The sequence below is a fragment of the Streptomyces corynorhini genome, from assembly GCF_003346515.1.
Classification (GTDB): Bacteria; Actinomycetota; Actinomycetes; order Streptomycetales; family Streptomycetaceae; genus Streptomyces; species Streptomyces corynorhini.
In genome coordinates this window covers 22079-36412 of the sequence record NZ_QQNA01000094.1, presented here as the reverse complement: position 1 = coordinate 36412, position 14334 = coordinate 22079, and the positions used below count along the sequence as shown (strand labels likewise).

13 protein-coding genes are annotated in these 14334 nt (G+C 72.0%); 4 read left to right on the top strand and 9 right to left on the bottom strand.

Annotation, left to right across the window (positions count from 1 at the left end; translation table 11 throughout):
- Positions 1 to 13 precede the first annotated feature (13 nt).
- From argF to DVH02_RS13380, 9 genes are all read right to left on the bottom strand, one after another.
- A complete protein-coding gene (gene argF / locus DVH02_RS13420) occupies positions 14 to 1030 on the bottom strand; it encodes an ornithine carbamoyltransferase (RefSeq protein WP_114624023.1) in 1017 nt (338 codons plus the stop codon).
- Positions 1031 to 1178: 148 nt separating this feature from the next.
- Positions 1179 to 2411 (bottom strand): arginine deiminase, encoded by a 1233-nt coding sequence (locus DVH02_RS13415; RefSeq protein ID WP_114624022.1) that lies wholly within the window; start codon positions 2409 to 2411, stop codon positions 1179 to 1181.
- Between the two features lie 77 nt (positions 2412 to 2488).
- Positions 2489 to 3400 carry a homocysteine S-methyltransferase gene (gene mmuM / locus DVH02_RS13410; protein ID WP_114624021.1) on the bottom strand — a complete coding sequence of 304 codons (912 nt, stop codon included), beginning with the start codon at positions 3398 to 3400 and terminating at the stop codon, positions 2489 to 2491.
- A gap of 119 nt (positions 3401 to 3519) precedes the next feature.
- Positions 3520 to 4443, bottom strand: a complete 924-nt coding sequence (locus DVH02_RS13405) for an LLM class F420-dependent oxidoreductase (protein ID WP_114624020.1) — start codon at positions 4441 to 4443, stop codon at positions 3520 to 3522.
- A 57-nt stretch (positions 4444 to 4500) separates the two neighbouring features.
- Positions 4501 to 5052, bottom strand: a complete 552-nt coding sequence (locus tag DVH02_RS13400) for a DUF6099 family protein (RefSeq protein WP_199566270.1) — start codon at positions 5050 to 5052, stop codon at positions 4501 to 4503.
- Positions 5053 to 5197: 145 nt separating this feature from the next.
- The gene (locus DVH02_RS13395) at positions 5198 to 5554 is read right to left on the bottom strand and encodes a nucleotide pyrophosphohydrolase (RefSeq protein ID WP_114624041.1); all 357 of its coding nucleotides are present in this window, start codon (positions 5552 to 5554) and stop codon (positions 5198 to 5200) included.
- Positions 5555 to 5730: 176 nt separating this feature from the next.
- On the bottom strand, positions 5731 to 6885 hold the full coding sequence (locus tag DVH02_RS13390; protein ID WP_114624042.1) for an AAA family ATPase: 1155 nt from the start codon (positions 6883 to 6885) through the stop codon (positions 5731 to 5733).
- 129 nt (positions 6886 to 7014) lie between these two features.
- Positions 7015 to 7401 (bottom strand): cell division protein SepF, encoded by a 387-nt coding sequence (locus DVH02_RS13385; RefSeq protein WP_114624019.1) that lies wholly within the window; start codon positions 7399 to 7401, stop codon positions 7015 to 7017.
- A gap of 138 nt (positions 7402 to 7539) precedes the next feature.
- On the bottom strand, positions 7540 to 9660 hold the full coding sequence (locus DVH02_RS13380) for a glycogen debranching N-terminal domain-containing protein (RefSeq protein WP_114624018.1): 2121 nt from the start codon (positions 9658 to 9660) through the stop codon (positions 7540 to 7542).
- Positions 9661 to 9836: 176 nt separating this feature from the next.
- On the opposite strand from DVH02_RS13380, the gene DVH02_RS13375 reads away from it, so the two are divergent.
- The 4 genes from DVH02_RS13375 to DVH02_RS13360 all read left to right on the top strand — a co-directional run bounded on the left by DVH02_RS13375 (position 9837) and on the right by DVH02_RS13360 (position 14332).
- On the top strand, positions 9837 to 10889 hold the full coding sequence (locus DVH02_RS13375) for a LacI family DNA-binding transcriptional regulator (protein WP_114624017.1): 1053 nt from the start codon (positions 9837 to 9839) through the stop codon (positions 10887 to 10889).
- Between the two features lie 93 nt (positions 10890 to 10982).
- A complete protein-coding gene (locus tag DVH02_RS13370) occupies positions 10983 to 12227 on the top strand; it encodes a sugar ABC transporter substrate-binding protein (RefSeq protein WP_114624016.1) in 1245 nt (414 codons plus the stop codon).
- Between the two features lie 186 nt (positions 12228 to 12413).
- On the top strand, positions 12414 to 13400 hold the full coding sequence (locus DVH02_RS13365) for a carbohydrate ABC transporter permease (protein WP_407697619.1): 987 nt from the start codon (positions 12414 to 12416) through the stop codon (positions 13398 to 13400).
- Positions 13397 to 14332 carry a carbohydrate ABC transporter permease gene (locus tag DVH02_RS13360; RefSeq protein ID WP_114624014.1) on the top strand — a complete coding sequence of 312 codons (936 nt, stop codon included), beginning with the start codon at positions 13397 to 13399 and terminating at the stop codon, positions 14330 to 14332. Before DVH02_RS13365 ends, DVH02_RS13360 begins: the two co-directional genes overlap by 4 nt.
- The last annotated feature ends 2 nt before the right edge of the window (positions 14333 to 14334 follow it).

The following is a 14334-nucleotide window of genomic DNA, read 5'->3' as shown; positions in this document are numbered from 1 at the left end:
CCGGCCCGCCCCGTCACTCCGCTACGGACTCCCGGCCCAGCGTCGCCACCAGTACGGCCTTGATGGTGTGCAGCCGGTTCTCGGCCTCGTCGAAGACGACCGCGTGTGCCGACTCGAACACCTCGTCCGTGACTTCCAGCTCGGTCAGCCCGTGCCGCTCGTGGATCTCGCGGCCGACCGCGGTGCCCAGGTCGTGGAAGGCCGGCAGGCAGTGCAGGAATTTCACCCCGGGGTTGCCGGTGGCGCGCAGCACGTCCATCGTCACGGCGTACGGCCCCAGGGCCGCGATCCGCTCGTCCCAGACCTCCTTGGGCTCCCCCATCGACACCCAGACGTCGGTGGCCACGAAATCGGCGCCCGCGACTCCCTCGGCGACCTCCTCGGTGAGCGTGAGCCGGGCGCCGCTGGCTGCCGCCGCGGTCTCGGCCAGCGCCCGGATCTCCTCGCTCGGCCAGTAGGCGCGCGGCGCGACGATCCGTACGTCCATCCCGAGCAGGGCGCCGGTGACCAGGTACGAGTTGCCCATGTTGAAGCGGGCGTCCCCCAGATAGGCGAAAGCGACCTCGGTCAGCGGCTTGTCGGTGTGCTCGGTCATGGTGAGCACGTCGGCGAGCATCTGGGTGGGGTGCCAGTCGTCCGTGAGCCCGTTGAAGACGGGGACCCCCGCATACGCGGCCAGCTCCTCGACCGTCGCCTGCGCGTCCCCCCGGAACTCGATGCCGTCGAACATCCGGCCGAGCACGCGGGCGGTGTCCTTGGCCGACTCCTTCTTGCCGATGTGCGAGCCCGCCGGGTCGATGTACGTCGTGGAGGCGCCCTGATCGGCGGCGGCCACCTCGAAGGCGCAGCGCGTCCGGGTCGACGCCTTCTCGAAGATCAGCGCGATGTTCTTCCCGCGCAGCCGCTGGACCTCGGTACCCGCCTTCTTCGCCGCCTTGAGTTCCGCGGCCAGATCGATCAGACCGCGGAACTCCTCGGCCGTGAAGTCCAGCTCCTTGAGGAAGTGGCGGCCTTCGAGGTGTATCGCCATGTTGGCTGCTCCCGGAGCGCGTGAGGGTGAGGGAAGAACAAATGGAGCCGTAACTATATACGATGCCCTGTATTGCTATACAGTCCTGGTCGGCCCGATCCGGGCGAAAGTGCCCAGGTCCGCTCGGACAAGGCCGCCCGGACAGGACCTACGCGGCGTCCCGCTCCACCGGGCAGCTCATGCACCGGGGCCCGCCCCGCCCCCGGCCCAGCTCGCCGCCGGGGATCTCGATCACCTCGATGCCCTGCTCGCGCAGATGGCTGTTGGTGGTGACGTTGCGCTCGTACGCGACGACCACCCCGGGCTCGACGGCGAGCACGTTGCAGCCGTCGTCCCACTGCTCGCGCGCGGCCGAGTGCACGTCCTGCGTGGCGGTCAGCACCCGGATCGCGTCCAGGCCCAGCGCCGCCGCGATGGCCCGGTGCATGTGCTCGGGCGGATGGTCGGTGACCTTCAGCTCCTGGCCGTCGGCGCCCGGTTCGATGGTGTAGGAGCGGAGCATGCCGAGCCCCGCGTACTGGGTGAAGGTGTGGTCGTCGACCATCGTCATCACCGTGTCGAGATGCATGAACGCCCGCCGCTTGGGCATGTCGAGCGCCACGATCGTGGTGGCGGAACCCGCCGCGAAGAGGCCGCGCGCGAGCATCTCGACCGCCTGCGGGGTGGTGCGCTCGCTCATCCCGATCAGCACGGCGCCCGCGCCGATGACCAGGACATCGCCGCCCTCGATGGTGGAGGGGTAGTCGTCCTGTCCTTCGGACCAGTGGTGGAACTCGCCCGCCGGCGCTCCGGCGAAGAGCGGATGGTGCTTGTAGATGGCCTCGAAGTGCACGGTCTCGCGCTGTCTCGCGGGCCAGCGCATCGCGTTGATGGAGACTCCGTCGTAGATCCAGGCGGAGGTGTCCCGGGTGAAGAGGTGGTTGGGCAGCGGGTCGAGCAGGAAGTCGTCGAGGTCCATCACATGGAAGCGGACCGAGGTCGGTTCCGTGTGCCGCTCCAGGAAGTCCCGTTTGGTCATCCCCCCGACCAGCGCCTCCACCAGCTCGGCCGTGGGCAGCTTGTCGAAGACCTCCCGGAGATGGCCGGTGGCGAGCGGGCCGTACTCCTTCTCGTGGAAGACCCGGTCCAGTACCAGCCCGCGCGCGACCGGCAGTTCCAGCGACTCGCGGAGCAGATCGCCGAAGAGATGGACCCGCACCCCTCGGTCGCGCAGCACGGCGGCGAAGGCGTCGTGCTCCTCCTGCGCGCGGCGGACCCAGAGCACGTCGTCGAAGAGCAACGCGTCCTTGTTGCCCGGAGTGAGCCTCTTCAGCTCCAGATCGGGGCGGTGCAGTATGACGCGGCGCAGCCGCCCGGTCTCGGAGTTCACCTGGAATCCCATGCCCCCATCGTGGCGCGATCGCCCCGGGAGCACCACCGTCACTCTTGGCCAGACAGCGGGCGGCACGGTCGGGGCGGTCAGGCCGTCGGCGGCGCGGTCAGCGCCGTCAGCTCCGCCGTCCCGGCGGGCCCCACCCGGCAGCAGCCGCCGACCAGGCGGGCCCCGGACGCGCTCCAGGACCGCACCCGGCCCGGGTCGAACCCGGGCCGCCCGCGCCACTCCCGGGCCGCCGCGTCCCACTTCTCCCCGCTGTTCGGGTAGACGACGACGGGCTTGCCCGTCACCGAGGCGGCGATCTCCACGGCACGGTCCACATCGCCGGGCTCACAGCAGTTGACGCCCACGGCGATGACCTGGTCGACCCCGGCGGCCGGCGCGAACGCCTCGGCCAGCGGCTGACCCGCGCGGGTGTGCTCGCCCGCGATGGAGTACGAGAGCCACACCGGTACGCCGCACCCCTCGACGGCCCGCAGCAGCGCCCGCGCCTCGTCCACGTCGGGCACGGTCTCCAGGGCGAGGACATCGGGACCCGCCGAGGCGAGGGCCTCGATCCTGGGCCGGTGGAAGCGCTCCAGCTCCGCCACCGGTACCCCGTAGCGCCCCCGGTACTCGCTGCCGTCCGCGAGCATCGCGCCATAGGGGCCGACCGAGGCGGCCACCCACACCTCCCGCTCCCCCGCGTCGGCCGCGCGGCGCGCCAGCTGCACGCTGCGCGCCAGCAGCGCGGTCGCCTCGTCGCGGGCGACGCCGCGCCGGGCGAAGCCCTCGTACGTCGCCTGGTAGCTGGAGGTGATGAGCACCCGCGCGCCCGCCCGCACGTACGCCGCGTGGGCGGCCTCTATCCGCTCGGGGCTGTCGACCAGGAGCCGGGCCGACCAGAGCGCGTCGGACAGATCACAGCCCTGGGCCACGAGCTGGTTGGAGAGACCGCCGTCGAGGACGACGGTCTCCTCGGCGAGGACGTCGGCGAGGGCGCGGACGGGCTTCACGGCTGCTCCGGTACTCGGTGCCCGGTGTCCCGGCCGCTCGGCGCACCCGGGACACCGGAGACGGCATCACTTCCCCGGCCAGTCTCGCAGGCACCGCTCCCGGCGGAGTCGGACCGAACTCAGCCGAGCTGGGACTGCACCTGGGCGGAGATCAGCTCCAGCTGGTCGAGGTCGTCGAGATCCATCACCTGGAGATAGATCCGCGACGAACCGACGGCGGCGTAGCGGCCGATCTTGTCGACCACCTCGGCGGGCGAGCCCGCGAGCCCGTTCTCCTTCAGCTCCGCCACCTCCCGGCCCAGGACCGCCGCGCGCCGGGCCACCTCCGCGTCGTCCTTGCCCACGCAGACCACCAGCGCGTTCGAGTACACGAGGTCGTCCGCCGCGCGCCCGGCCGACTCGGCCGCGGCCCGCACCCGGCCGAACTGCCGCTCGGTGTCCTCGACCGAGGCGAACGGGATGTTGAACTCGTCGGCGTACTGCGCGGCGAGCCGAGGGGTGCGCGTCGCGCCGTGTCCGCCGATCAGGACCGGCACCTTGGACTGTGCGGGCTTGGGCAGCGCGGGCGAGTCGGTGAGCTGGTAGTGCGTGCCGCGGTGGGTGAAGGTCTCGCCGACCTCCGTGGCCCACAGCCCGGTCACGATGGCCAGTTGCTCCTCCAGCCGGGCGAACTTCTCCTTGGGGAAGGGGATCCCGTACGCCGTGTGCTCCTCCTCGAACCACCCCGCGCCGAGTCCCAGCTCGACCCGGCCGCCCGACATCTGGTCCACCTGCGCGACCTGGATGGCCAGCACCCCCGGCAGCCGGAACGTCCCGGCGGTCATCAGGGTGCCGAGCCGGATCCGCTTGGTCTCCCGCGCCAGCCCGGCCAGGGTGATCCAGGCGTCCGTCGGCCCCGGCAGACCGTCGACGGAGCCCATCTTCACAAAATGATCAGAGCGGAAAAAGGCATCGAAGCCAAGCTCCTCGGTGGCCCTGGCCACGGTCAGCAGCGTGTCGTAGCTCGCCCCTTGCTGGGGCTCGGTGAAGATTCGAAGATCCATGGCTCCATCCTGCACCTTCGCCCCGCTCTCCTCGGCACCCTCCCGTCGGGGCGGATCTCACAGCGGCCCCACCGGCGAGTCCGCGGCGCCGTCCCGCTCGCGCACCCAGCGCCGCTCCAGCGCCCCGCCCCAGTCCGGGTGGCGCTCCCGCTCCCGCTCGCGGTCGCGCTCCTGTGTCATGAGCCTGCGCAGCATCGCGCCCACCTGGTCGCCGGACTCGTCGGCCGCGTCGATCGCCTCCATGCACTGCCAGTACAGCCCCTCCTCGTCCGTGTCGCACGCCACCGCGACCAGCGCGATCCCCACCTCGCCCAGCAGCGCGGCCAGCGCGCCGAGCGCCGCCCGCACATCGGGCACTCCCGAGAGCCTGCGCGCCCGTATCCCCCCTTCGGTCAGACCCGGTTGGTCCGGCCGCCCGCAGCCGCGCCCGCTCGCCTCGCACAGCTCCCGCGCCTCGCCCCGCAACTCCGCCGGTCCGCCCGTCGCCAGATGGTGGCCGATCGCCCGCGCGAGGGCCTGCGCCTGCCACGCCTCCGTGAGGACCTCCAGCGCCTCCGTGCTTCCCGCCAGGGCATGGCGGCTCACCCCGATGAGCCGTTCCGCATTCATCCGCTGCCCCTCTTCGTACGACAATCCTGCCCACCAACTCCCACTACCCAGAGTGAGGGAACGGCGACAGAAAGGCCAGAGCATTGCGGAAATCTGTGGACAGCTGACTCGTTGTGCATAACTCACTCACTCCGCAGAGTGACGATCAGGCGGGATCCGGGCGCTCCTCGGGCCCCTTGACGGGGAAGCGGACCTCATTCCGCTCCAGCTTCGCGGCGAGCGCCGTCAGCGGGTCGACGTCCAGTACCGCGCAGAACTGCAGGAGGTAGGCGAGCACGTCCGCGACCTCGTCCCGTACCCGGTGAGCCGTCTCCGGGTCCGCCATCACGCGCGCGGACTGCTCCGGCGTCAACCACTGGAAGATCTCCAGCAGTTCGGACGCCTCGACGCTCAGCGCCGCCGCCAGGTTCTTGGGGGTGTGGTACCGCTCCCAGTCGCGGGCCGCCGCGAACTCGGCCAACCGCCGCTGGAGCCCGGCCATATCCATGTCCGTGGCGGCCATGTCCGTGTCCGTGGCAGCCATGTCTGTGTCCATGTCCGTGTCGATGTCGGTATCAAGATCGGTGTCGGTATCAAGATCGGTGTCGGTATCAAGATCGGTGTCGGTATCAAGATCGGTGTCGGTGTCGGTGTCGGTATCAAGATCGGTGTCGGTGTCGGTGTCGATGTTCTTGTCCTTCACGGGGTCAGGTCTACCACCGTCGCCCCGGCGGTCCCCCGCGCGCACGAGGCGTCCGCGACCGTCCCCACCAGCCGCAGGCCGCCCTCCGCGCAGACCCCGGCCGCCAGCGTGATCAGCTCCCGCGTCTGCCGCCGGTCCATACCGCGGTCGAATCCGTCGGCGAGCACGGTCAGGGAGCGCAGCGCCGGGTCCACCTCGACGGGCCCGCCCGGCCCGAGCAGGCCGGGCACGCCGGCTCCGGCGAGCAGCACGAGCGCCAGCGCCAGATAGCGCAACTCGCCCTCGCCCAGCCGCTCCAGCGGGGTCGCGGCCCGCACGCCGGAGTCGTCCCGGGCGAGCAGCGCCCGTACCGTACCGTCGGCGAGCCGCTGCACGGCCAGTTCGGTGACCGGGCCCGCGCAGCCCGCCCGCGCGGCCGCCGCCAGCCGCGCCCGGAGCCCGCCGTGCGGGTCGCGGGCCCGGCCGAGGAGGCGGTCGAGGACGGCGGGCAGGTTCTCGCAGCCGCGGCCGAGGCGCTCGCGCCCCGCGGCCACCGGCCGCCGCATGAGCTGTGGCTGCGGGTCGCAGACCAGGACGGAGCGCAGCGCGAGCACCGTCTGTTCCGCGGCGGCGAGCACCCGCAGCTGGCCCTCGGTGCGGCCCGCCACCCGCAGCGGCAGCAGCGCCGTGGCGAGCCGGTCGTCGGGCAGCGGCGCGCGGGTCACGGGGACGGCGCCCGCCGTGTGCCAGGCCGCCTGGACCGTGGGGCGCCCGGGATCGCGCAACGCCGTGGCCAGCAGGGTCTGCCCGCCGCCGGTCAGCCGCTCGCCGACGATGCGCAGTTCGGGCTCGGCCTGGACCGCGAGGTCGAGCCGTACGGGACCGGCGGGCCCGTCGACGGTACAACCGATCCGAAATCCGCGCCGGCCCTGCGCGTCGGCGGCGGCCCGCTCCGGGACACAGGCCGCCGCGTCCTGGAACGCCTCCCGCAGCGGGGCGCCCGCGCCGAGCCGGGCGAGCGACTCGTACGCGCGCAGCGCCGTGGTCTTGCCGCTGCCGCTCGCCCCGGTGAAGAGCGTCATCGGGCCCAGCGGGAAGGCCGCTCCGCGGTGCGAGGTGAAGGCGGAGAGCCGCAGCTCGGTGACGGCGGGACGGGTACGGGAAGGTTCCATGGCCGGACCGTATGCGGCCACCCGGGCGCCGAACCGTTCCTGCCGAGCCCGCTTCCCACCTTCGGGGGACGGCCCGGAACACGGCGCGACAGCGCCGCGAGGCACCGCACCGCCCGGCACGAACGCCGGTCAGGGCAGCGTGTCCTCGGGCGTCCCGTCCACCTCCGTACCGTCGGGCGCGAGCAGGAAGACGTTCTTGTCGACCCGGTGCATCGCGCTGCCCAGGCCGAAGACGACACCGCTGCTGAAGTCCAGGATCCGTTTGGCCACATCGGGCTCGGCGCTGGTCAGATCGAGGAGCACGGGGATCTCGGCGAGCAGGTGGTCGGCGACCTCCCGCGCGTCGCCGAACACCTGCACCCGCAGCACGATGAACCGCCGGTTCTCCGCCGGGTACTCCGGGACGGCCCGGTGGTCGACCCGTGAGGGCCATTCGTCGCGGCCCCGCAGGGGCACGACCTGGGCCAGACCCTCCCACTGCTCGTCGGTGGCGTCGTACCTGTCGTACCTGCTCACCGGACCACCTCGCCCGCACACTGTGTCTGCATCCGGACATCCTCCCGTCCCTCACCCGTTCGGCCCATCAGCGACACGGCCCGAGCGGCGATCGGCTTCGGTCGTGCCGCTCGGACCCGGACCGGCCCCCGGCCGCCGTCAGCGGGCCGCCGGGTGTTCCCGCCGCACCTCCAGACCGGCCGGTGCCTCGATGTGCGCGGTGCCGTCGGCGTCCACGGAGACGTCCAGCCGGCCGCCGGCGACCGCAAGTCCCTCGACCTTCAGCGGCCGGTAGGGCTCCGCGAAAGCGGGCGCGACGGTCAGCGTACCGCCGGGCACATCGGCCGAGAGCCCCAGCGCCGACTGCAGCACGACGACCGACGAGGCCGCCGCCCACGCCTGCGGACGGCAGGACGCGGGGTACGGCGAGGGCACCGGGTCGCTCGCGGCGCCATGACCCGCGAACAGCTCGGGCAGCCGGGCGTCGAAGCCCGCGGAGGCCGTCAGCAGCCCCCCGGCGAGACTCGCGGCGGCGTCCGCGAACCCGGCCCTGGCCAGCCCGTGCACCGCGATCGCGGTGTCGTGCGGCCAGATGGAACCGATGTGGTAGCCGTACGGGTTGAACCCGACGGAGTCGCTGCTCAGGGTGCGCAGCCCGTGGCCCGAGTCGAGGTCGGGCGCGCTGAGCCGGGCGGCGAGCAGCGCGCTCTCGTCGTGGTCGAGCAGGCCCGTGCCGAGCAGATGGCCGAAGCCCGAGGTGACCGAGTCGACCGGCCTGCCGTCCCGGTCGAGGGCGACGGCCGGATACGGGCCGCGCTCGTCCTCCACCCAGAACCGGGCGCGGAAGCGGTCGCCGAGCCGCTCGGCCCACTCCTCCCACCGGTCGGCGTCCGGCCGTCCGAAGGCGCGCAGCAGCGCGGCGCCGCCGCGCGCCGCCTCGTACGCGTACGCCTGGACCTCGCACAGCGCGATCGGGGAGGCGGCGAGCCGGCCGTCGCGGTGCCGGATGGAGTCGCCCGAGTCCTTCCAGCCCTGGTTGGCCAGACCGCGCCCGGTCTGGTCGACGTACTTCAGGAAGCCGTCGGCGTCGGTGTCGCCCTGGGCGCGCATCCAGTCGAGCGCCGCCTCGGCCTGCGGCAGCAGCTGTTCGACCTGTTCGGGGGCGAGGCCCCAGCGCCAGGAGTCGTGCAGCAGCGTGATCCACAGCGGGGTGGCGTCGACCGTGCCGTAGTAGCAGGGCGGCAGGGAGAAGTTGTCGTCGAAGTTCTGGGTCGCCCTGCGCACCTCGTGCAGGATCTTGCCGGGCTGCTCCTCGGTGGCCGGGTCGGTCCTGGTGCCCTGGCGGCGGGCGAGCGTGCGCAGCGTACCGGCGGCCAGGCCGGTACCCAGGGGCAGCAGCATCCTGGCCGCCCAGAGGGAGTCACGGCCGAAGAGGGTGAGGAACCAGGGGGCGCCCGCGGCCAGGAACTGGTCGGCGGGGCGGCCCTCTTCCGCGGGGCCGGTCGGGTCGGTCAGCCGCAGCCGGTCCAGGTCCGCGACGGACTGGCTCAGCCACTGGTCGAAGCGCCGGTCGGCGCTGCGCAGGGCAGGGGCGCTCCAGGGGAGGGTGCCGACGGGGGGCGCCGGGAACTGGTCGCCGTCCGCATGAGAAGCGTCACAGCGCAGTACGGCGGTCCAGCTCTCGCCGGGCGCCAGTTCGATGTCGTACGCGAGGCGGCCGGATCCGGCGTCCAGGGCGGTCGGCCGGGGGGAGCTGGTCAGTGTGGCGGAGAAGGTGTCGCGGGTCCAGCCGAAGCCGTCGCCCGCGGCGTTGGGGGACGCGGGCAGGAGGTCGCACGCGTCGCCCTGCTTGACGCGCTCCATCGGGGCGAGGTCGGTGGTGGCGGTGACGACCATCCGGAAGGTGACGTCGCGGATGCCCGCGTTGCCGACTTCGAGGGTCTCCTCCAACTGCCCGGCGGTGAGCCGCCGGCGCCGGTGCAGGGTGAGCGCCGGGTCGGGCGTCGACTCGCCGAGGCCGCGCAGTACGGCGCGGAAGGCGGCGCGGTCCGCGCCGTCGAGTCCGCCCCTGGCGGGGGCGATGGCGATGCCGTCGGCCTCGACGGTCAGCCGGGCCAGCGCTCTGCTGTCGCCGTGGTAGAAGCCGTCGGCGCCCCCGTCGATCTGCCCGTCCGCGTGGGATACCGCGAAGCTCGGCGCGTACAGCGTCACACACGCGTCGTGCAGGAAGGGCTGGAGGCCCTCGGCCTGGGGGCCGGCCGCCGCTGCGACGGAGTTCATAACGTCGTGGGTCTTGACAGTAGTGGACAACAGAGCAGAACCTCTCAGTCATTGGAGCGTTCCAAGAACCCTAACGACGACTTCAGCTCGTTGACAATGGCATTGGAACGCTCCAATCAACTCGTCGTTTCACACGAACAACTCATCGCTTCACACGAACGGTTCCGGAGACAGTCATGCCCCGCCCCGCCGACAGCCCCGCGCCCAAAGCCGGTCCTGTGACCCTGGCCATGGTGGCGCGGCGGGCCGGGGTGTCCCCGCAGACCGTCTCGAACGCCCTGAACTCCCCCGGGCTGCTGCGCCCCGAGACGCTGGAGCGCGTCAGCCGCACCATCGACGAGATGGGCTACCGCCCGCACCGCGCCGCCCAGACCCTGCGCACCCGCTCCAGCAGGCTCATCGGGTACGGCATCCGCCCCACCGCCCCCGGGGCGCCCGCCCCGGTGATGGACCGCTTCCTGCACGCCCTGTCCCAGGCCGCCGACGAGGCCGGGTACCGGATCCTGCTGTTCGCCTCGCCGCCCGGCACCGCCAGCCTCGACGGCCACGAGGAACTCCTCGACCTGCACAGCGTCGACGGTTTCGTACTGAGCGGCACCGACAGGGGCGACCCGCGCCAGGCGTGGCTCGCCAAACGCGGGGTGCCGTTCGTGGGCTTCGGCCGGATGTGGTCGGGCCGGCAGATCGGCGACTGGGCCGATGTGGACGGCGCCTCGGGCACCGACGCGGCGGTCGAACACCTGGTGGCCCTCGGCCATCGCCGGATCGCCTTCCTCGGCTGGCCGCGCGGCTCCGGCGTCGGTGACGACCGCGCGGACGGCTGGCGGCGGGCCATGCGCCGGCACGAGCTGCCCGTACGCGGCCGACGGGCGCACAGCGTCGACGACATCGCCTCGGCCCGGCAGGCCGCGGGCCCGCTCCTCGACGCGGGCGCCACGGCCGTGGTCGCCGCCAGCGACGTGCTCGCCATGGGCTGCTACCAGGCGCTGCGCGAGCGCGGCGCCGTACCGGGCGAGGACGTCGCCGTCATCGGCTTCGACGACTCCCCCACCGCCGCGCTGCTCTCCCCCGGGCTGACCACGCTCGCCCAGCCGCTGGAGGCGGTGGGCCGCGAGTGCGTACGGCTGCTGCTGTCCCGGATGGCGACGCCCGGCGCCGCCCCCGAGCGCGTACTGCTCGAACCCACGCTCGCCGTACGCGACAGCACACCCCGCCTGCCGGGCGGCTGACAGCCGCGTACCGCCGACAGCCACCGAACCCTTCCGCACCACGCCCTCTCCAGGGCGACAGAGCCGCATTTCTCATCTTTCATGGAGGAACACATGGTCACCCGCACGGCCGTCGCCGCCCTCGCCACCTGCGCGGCGCTGCTGGCCGCCACCGGCTGCTCGTCCAGCTTCGACAGTGGCAAGGAGCCGGACCAGGACAAGGCCGCGAAGCAGAAACTGACGGTCCTGATCGCCACCTCGGGGGACGCCGAGACGCAGGCAGTCAAGGCGGCGACCGCCGCGTACGCCAAGGAGTCCGGCAACTCGGTCACCGTCGAGATCGCCAAGGACATGAACCAGCAGCTGGGCCAGGCCTTCGCCGGGCACAAGCCGCCGGACGTCTTCTACGTCAACTCCGACCAGTTCGCGAACTACGCCAAGGGCGGCTCGCTCTACCCGTACGGCGACCAGATATCCGACGCGGACGACTTCTCGGAGCAGCTGCGCACCTCCTTCTCGTACGACGGCAAGCTGGTGTGTCTGCCCAAGGACACCTCCACCCTCGGGCTCGCCATCAACACCGACCTGTGGAAGAAGGCCGGGCTGACGGAGAAGGACTACCCGAAGGACTGGGACCAGCTGAAGACCGTCGCGGCCAAGCTCACCGGCGGCGGCGTCACCGGTCTGGTCACCAGCGACGAGTTCCAGCGGCTCGGGGTCTTCATGAAGGAGGCGGGCGGCTGGATCACCGACGCGGACCAGAAGAAGATGACCGCCGACTCCGCCGCCAATGTGCGGGGCCTCACCTACGTCCAGTCCCTGCTGAAGTCCGGCTCGATGAAGTTCGCCAAGCAGGTCGACACCAGCTGGGGCGGCGAGGCGCTCGGCAAGGGCAAGGCCGCCATGACCATCGAGGGCAACTGGCTCGACGGCGGGATGAAGCTCGACTACCCCGACGTCGACTACGCCATCGCCCCGCTGCCCGCGGGCCCGGCCGGGCAGGGCACGCTCGCCTACAGCAACTGCTGGGGCGTGGCGCAGGACAGCAAGCACCGCGCCGCCGGTGTCGACCTGGTGAAGTACCTGACCTCCGCGAAGCAGCAGAACACCTTCGCCGACGCGTTCGGTGTGATGCCCTCGCGCACCAGCGCCCTCACGACGTACGCCGAGAAGCACCCCGCCGCCAAGGCGTGGGTGGACGGCAGCGCCTACGCGCAGGGCCCGGTGACCATCGCGGGCTTCGACAAGGTGCTGAGCCAGTTCAACACCGACCTCCAGTCGCTGCGCACCGCCGACCCGAAGAAGATCCTCGCCGACCTTCAGCGCAACGGCGAACAGGCGATCGCGAAGGGCAACTGAGCCCCCATGTCCCTGCGCACCACACGCTCGCGCGGTTCCGCCGCGCGCGGCGCCCCCCGATCGACCGGCGCACCGGGCGAACCTGACACGCCCGGCGCGACCGGTACGCCCCCGACGGCCCGCAACCGTGCCCCGCGCGCGGGCCGTCGGGGGGAAGGCGCCTGGGGCTGGCTGTTCGTCAGCCCCATGGTGATCATCCTCGGTCTCTTCCTGGTCCTGCCCATCCTGATGGCGCTCTGGGTCAGCCTGCTGCACTGGGACGGGCAGTCCAACCCGTTCGGCGGCCAGGCCGACTTCGTGGGCCTGGACAACTACCGGGCGCTGCTCACCCAGGACGGGCTCGACCGCACGCTCTTCGCGACCTCGCTGCGCAACAACGCGTACTACGTCCTGCTGACGGTGCCGCTCCAGACCCTGCTGGCGCTCGGGCTGGCGCTGATCGTCAACCAGAAGGTGCTGCGGGCCAGGGGCGCGCTGCGCACCACGTTCTTCTTCCCCTCGGTCACCAGCTCCATCGCCGTCTCGACGGTGTTCCTCTTCCTCTTCCAGGGCAGCGGGGCGGTCAACTCCCTGCTGTCCTGGATCGGGGTGAAGGGCCCGAACTGGTTCGCCGATCCGCGCGGGGTCCTCTCGCTGATCCTCGGCGATCTCGGCATCGTCGATCCCGAGAAGCCCGCCGGGGCGCTGGCCAACCACTCCTTCATGGGCCTGTCCTGGTTCGAGTGGCTCTCGGGCCCCTCGGTCGCGATGTGCACGATCATCCTGCTGGCCGTCTGGACCACCTCGGGCACCTTCATGCTGATCTTCCTCGCGGCGCTCCAGGACATCCCCCGCGAGCTGGAGGAGGCCGCCGCCCTGGAAGGGGTCAACCGCCGCCAGCTGCTGCGGTACGTGACGCTGCCCGCGCTGCGTCCCGTGCTGTTCCTGGTGCTCACCCTGGGGCTGATCTCCACCTGGCAGGTCTTCGACCAGGTGTACGTGATGGGGCAGGGCGCCCCGGGCAACACGACGCTGACGCCCGCGTTCCTGTCGTACTCCTCGGGCTTCGACAACGCGGACTTCGGCCAGGGCTCGGCGATCGCGTTCATCCTGCTCGCCCTGATCCTCTGTCTGACCGTGCTCCAGCGCTGGGTGCTGCGGGAACGCGGCGAGCGCACCGGGAGGAAGCGATGACCGCCACCGCCACGACCGAGGACCGGCGGGCCGCGCGGACCCGCCGCAAGGCCGCGCGCTCCGCCGCCCGACCGGTGCTGCCCCGCTTCCCCTCGCCCGCCAGGGTGCTCGGATACACCCTGGTGGTGGGGGTCGGGCTGCTCTATCTGCTGCCCTTCGCGATCCAGCTGGTCACCGGGTTCAAGACGGACCCGGACGCGGCGTCGCATCCGCTGTCGCTGCTGCCCGCCACCCCGACAACGGCCGCCTACCAGCGGCTGTTCGGGCTGAGCGAATCGGCGCAGGGGGTGCCCTTCCTGCGCTGGCTGTCCAACTCGGCGTTCGTGGCGGTGGTGGTGACCGCGGGCCGGGTGCTGTTCGACTCGATGGCCGGGTACGCGCTGGCGCGGCTGCGCTTCCGGGGCCGTTCGGTGCTGTTCGGCTTCGTGCTCGCGGTGATGGCGGTGCCGGGGGTGGCGCTGCTCATCCCGAAGTTCCTGGTGCTCAACACCTTCGGGATCTTCGACACGTACACCGCGATGATCGTGCCGCTGCTGGTGGACGCGGCGGGGATCTTCATCATGAAGCAGTTCTTCGAGTCGGTGCCGCGCGAGGTCGAGGAGGCCGCCCGGGTCGACGGGGCCGGGGTCTTCCGGATCTTCTGGTCGGTGGTGCTGCCGATGGCCAGACCGGCGCTGATCACGCTGACGATCCTGTCGTTCCAGGGGTCGTGGAACGAGTTCACCCACTTCCTGGTCGCCACCCAGTCCGGCCAGTACGAGACGCTCACCACGGGACTTGCCCGCTTCGTCTCCGGCGGGCTCGGCGGCGGCACCCAGTATCCGCTGAAGCTGGCGGCGGCGCTGCTGTCCACCCTGCCGGTCGCGGCGCTGTTCTTCTGCTTCCAGCGTTACTTCGTGAACGGGGCCAACTCCGGCGCCGTCAAGGAGTGACC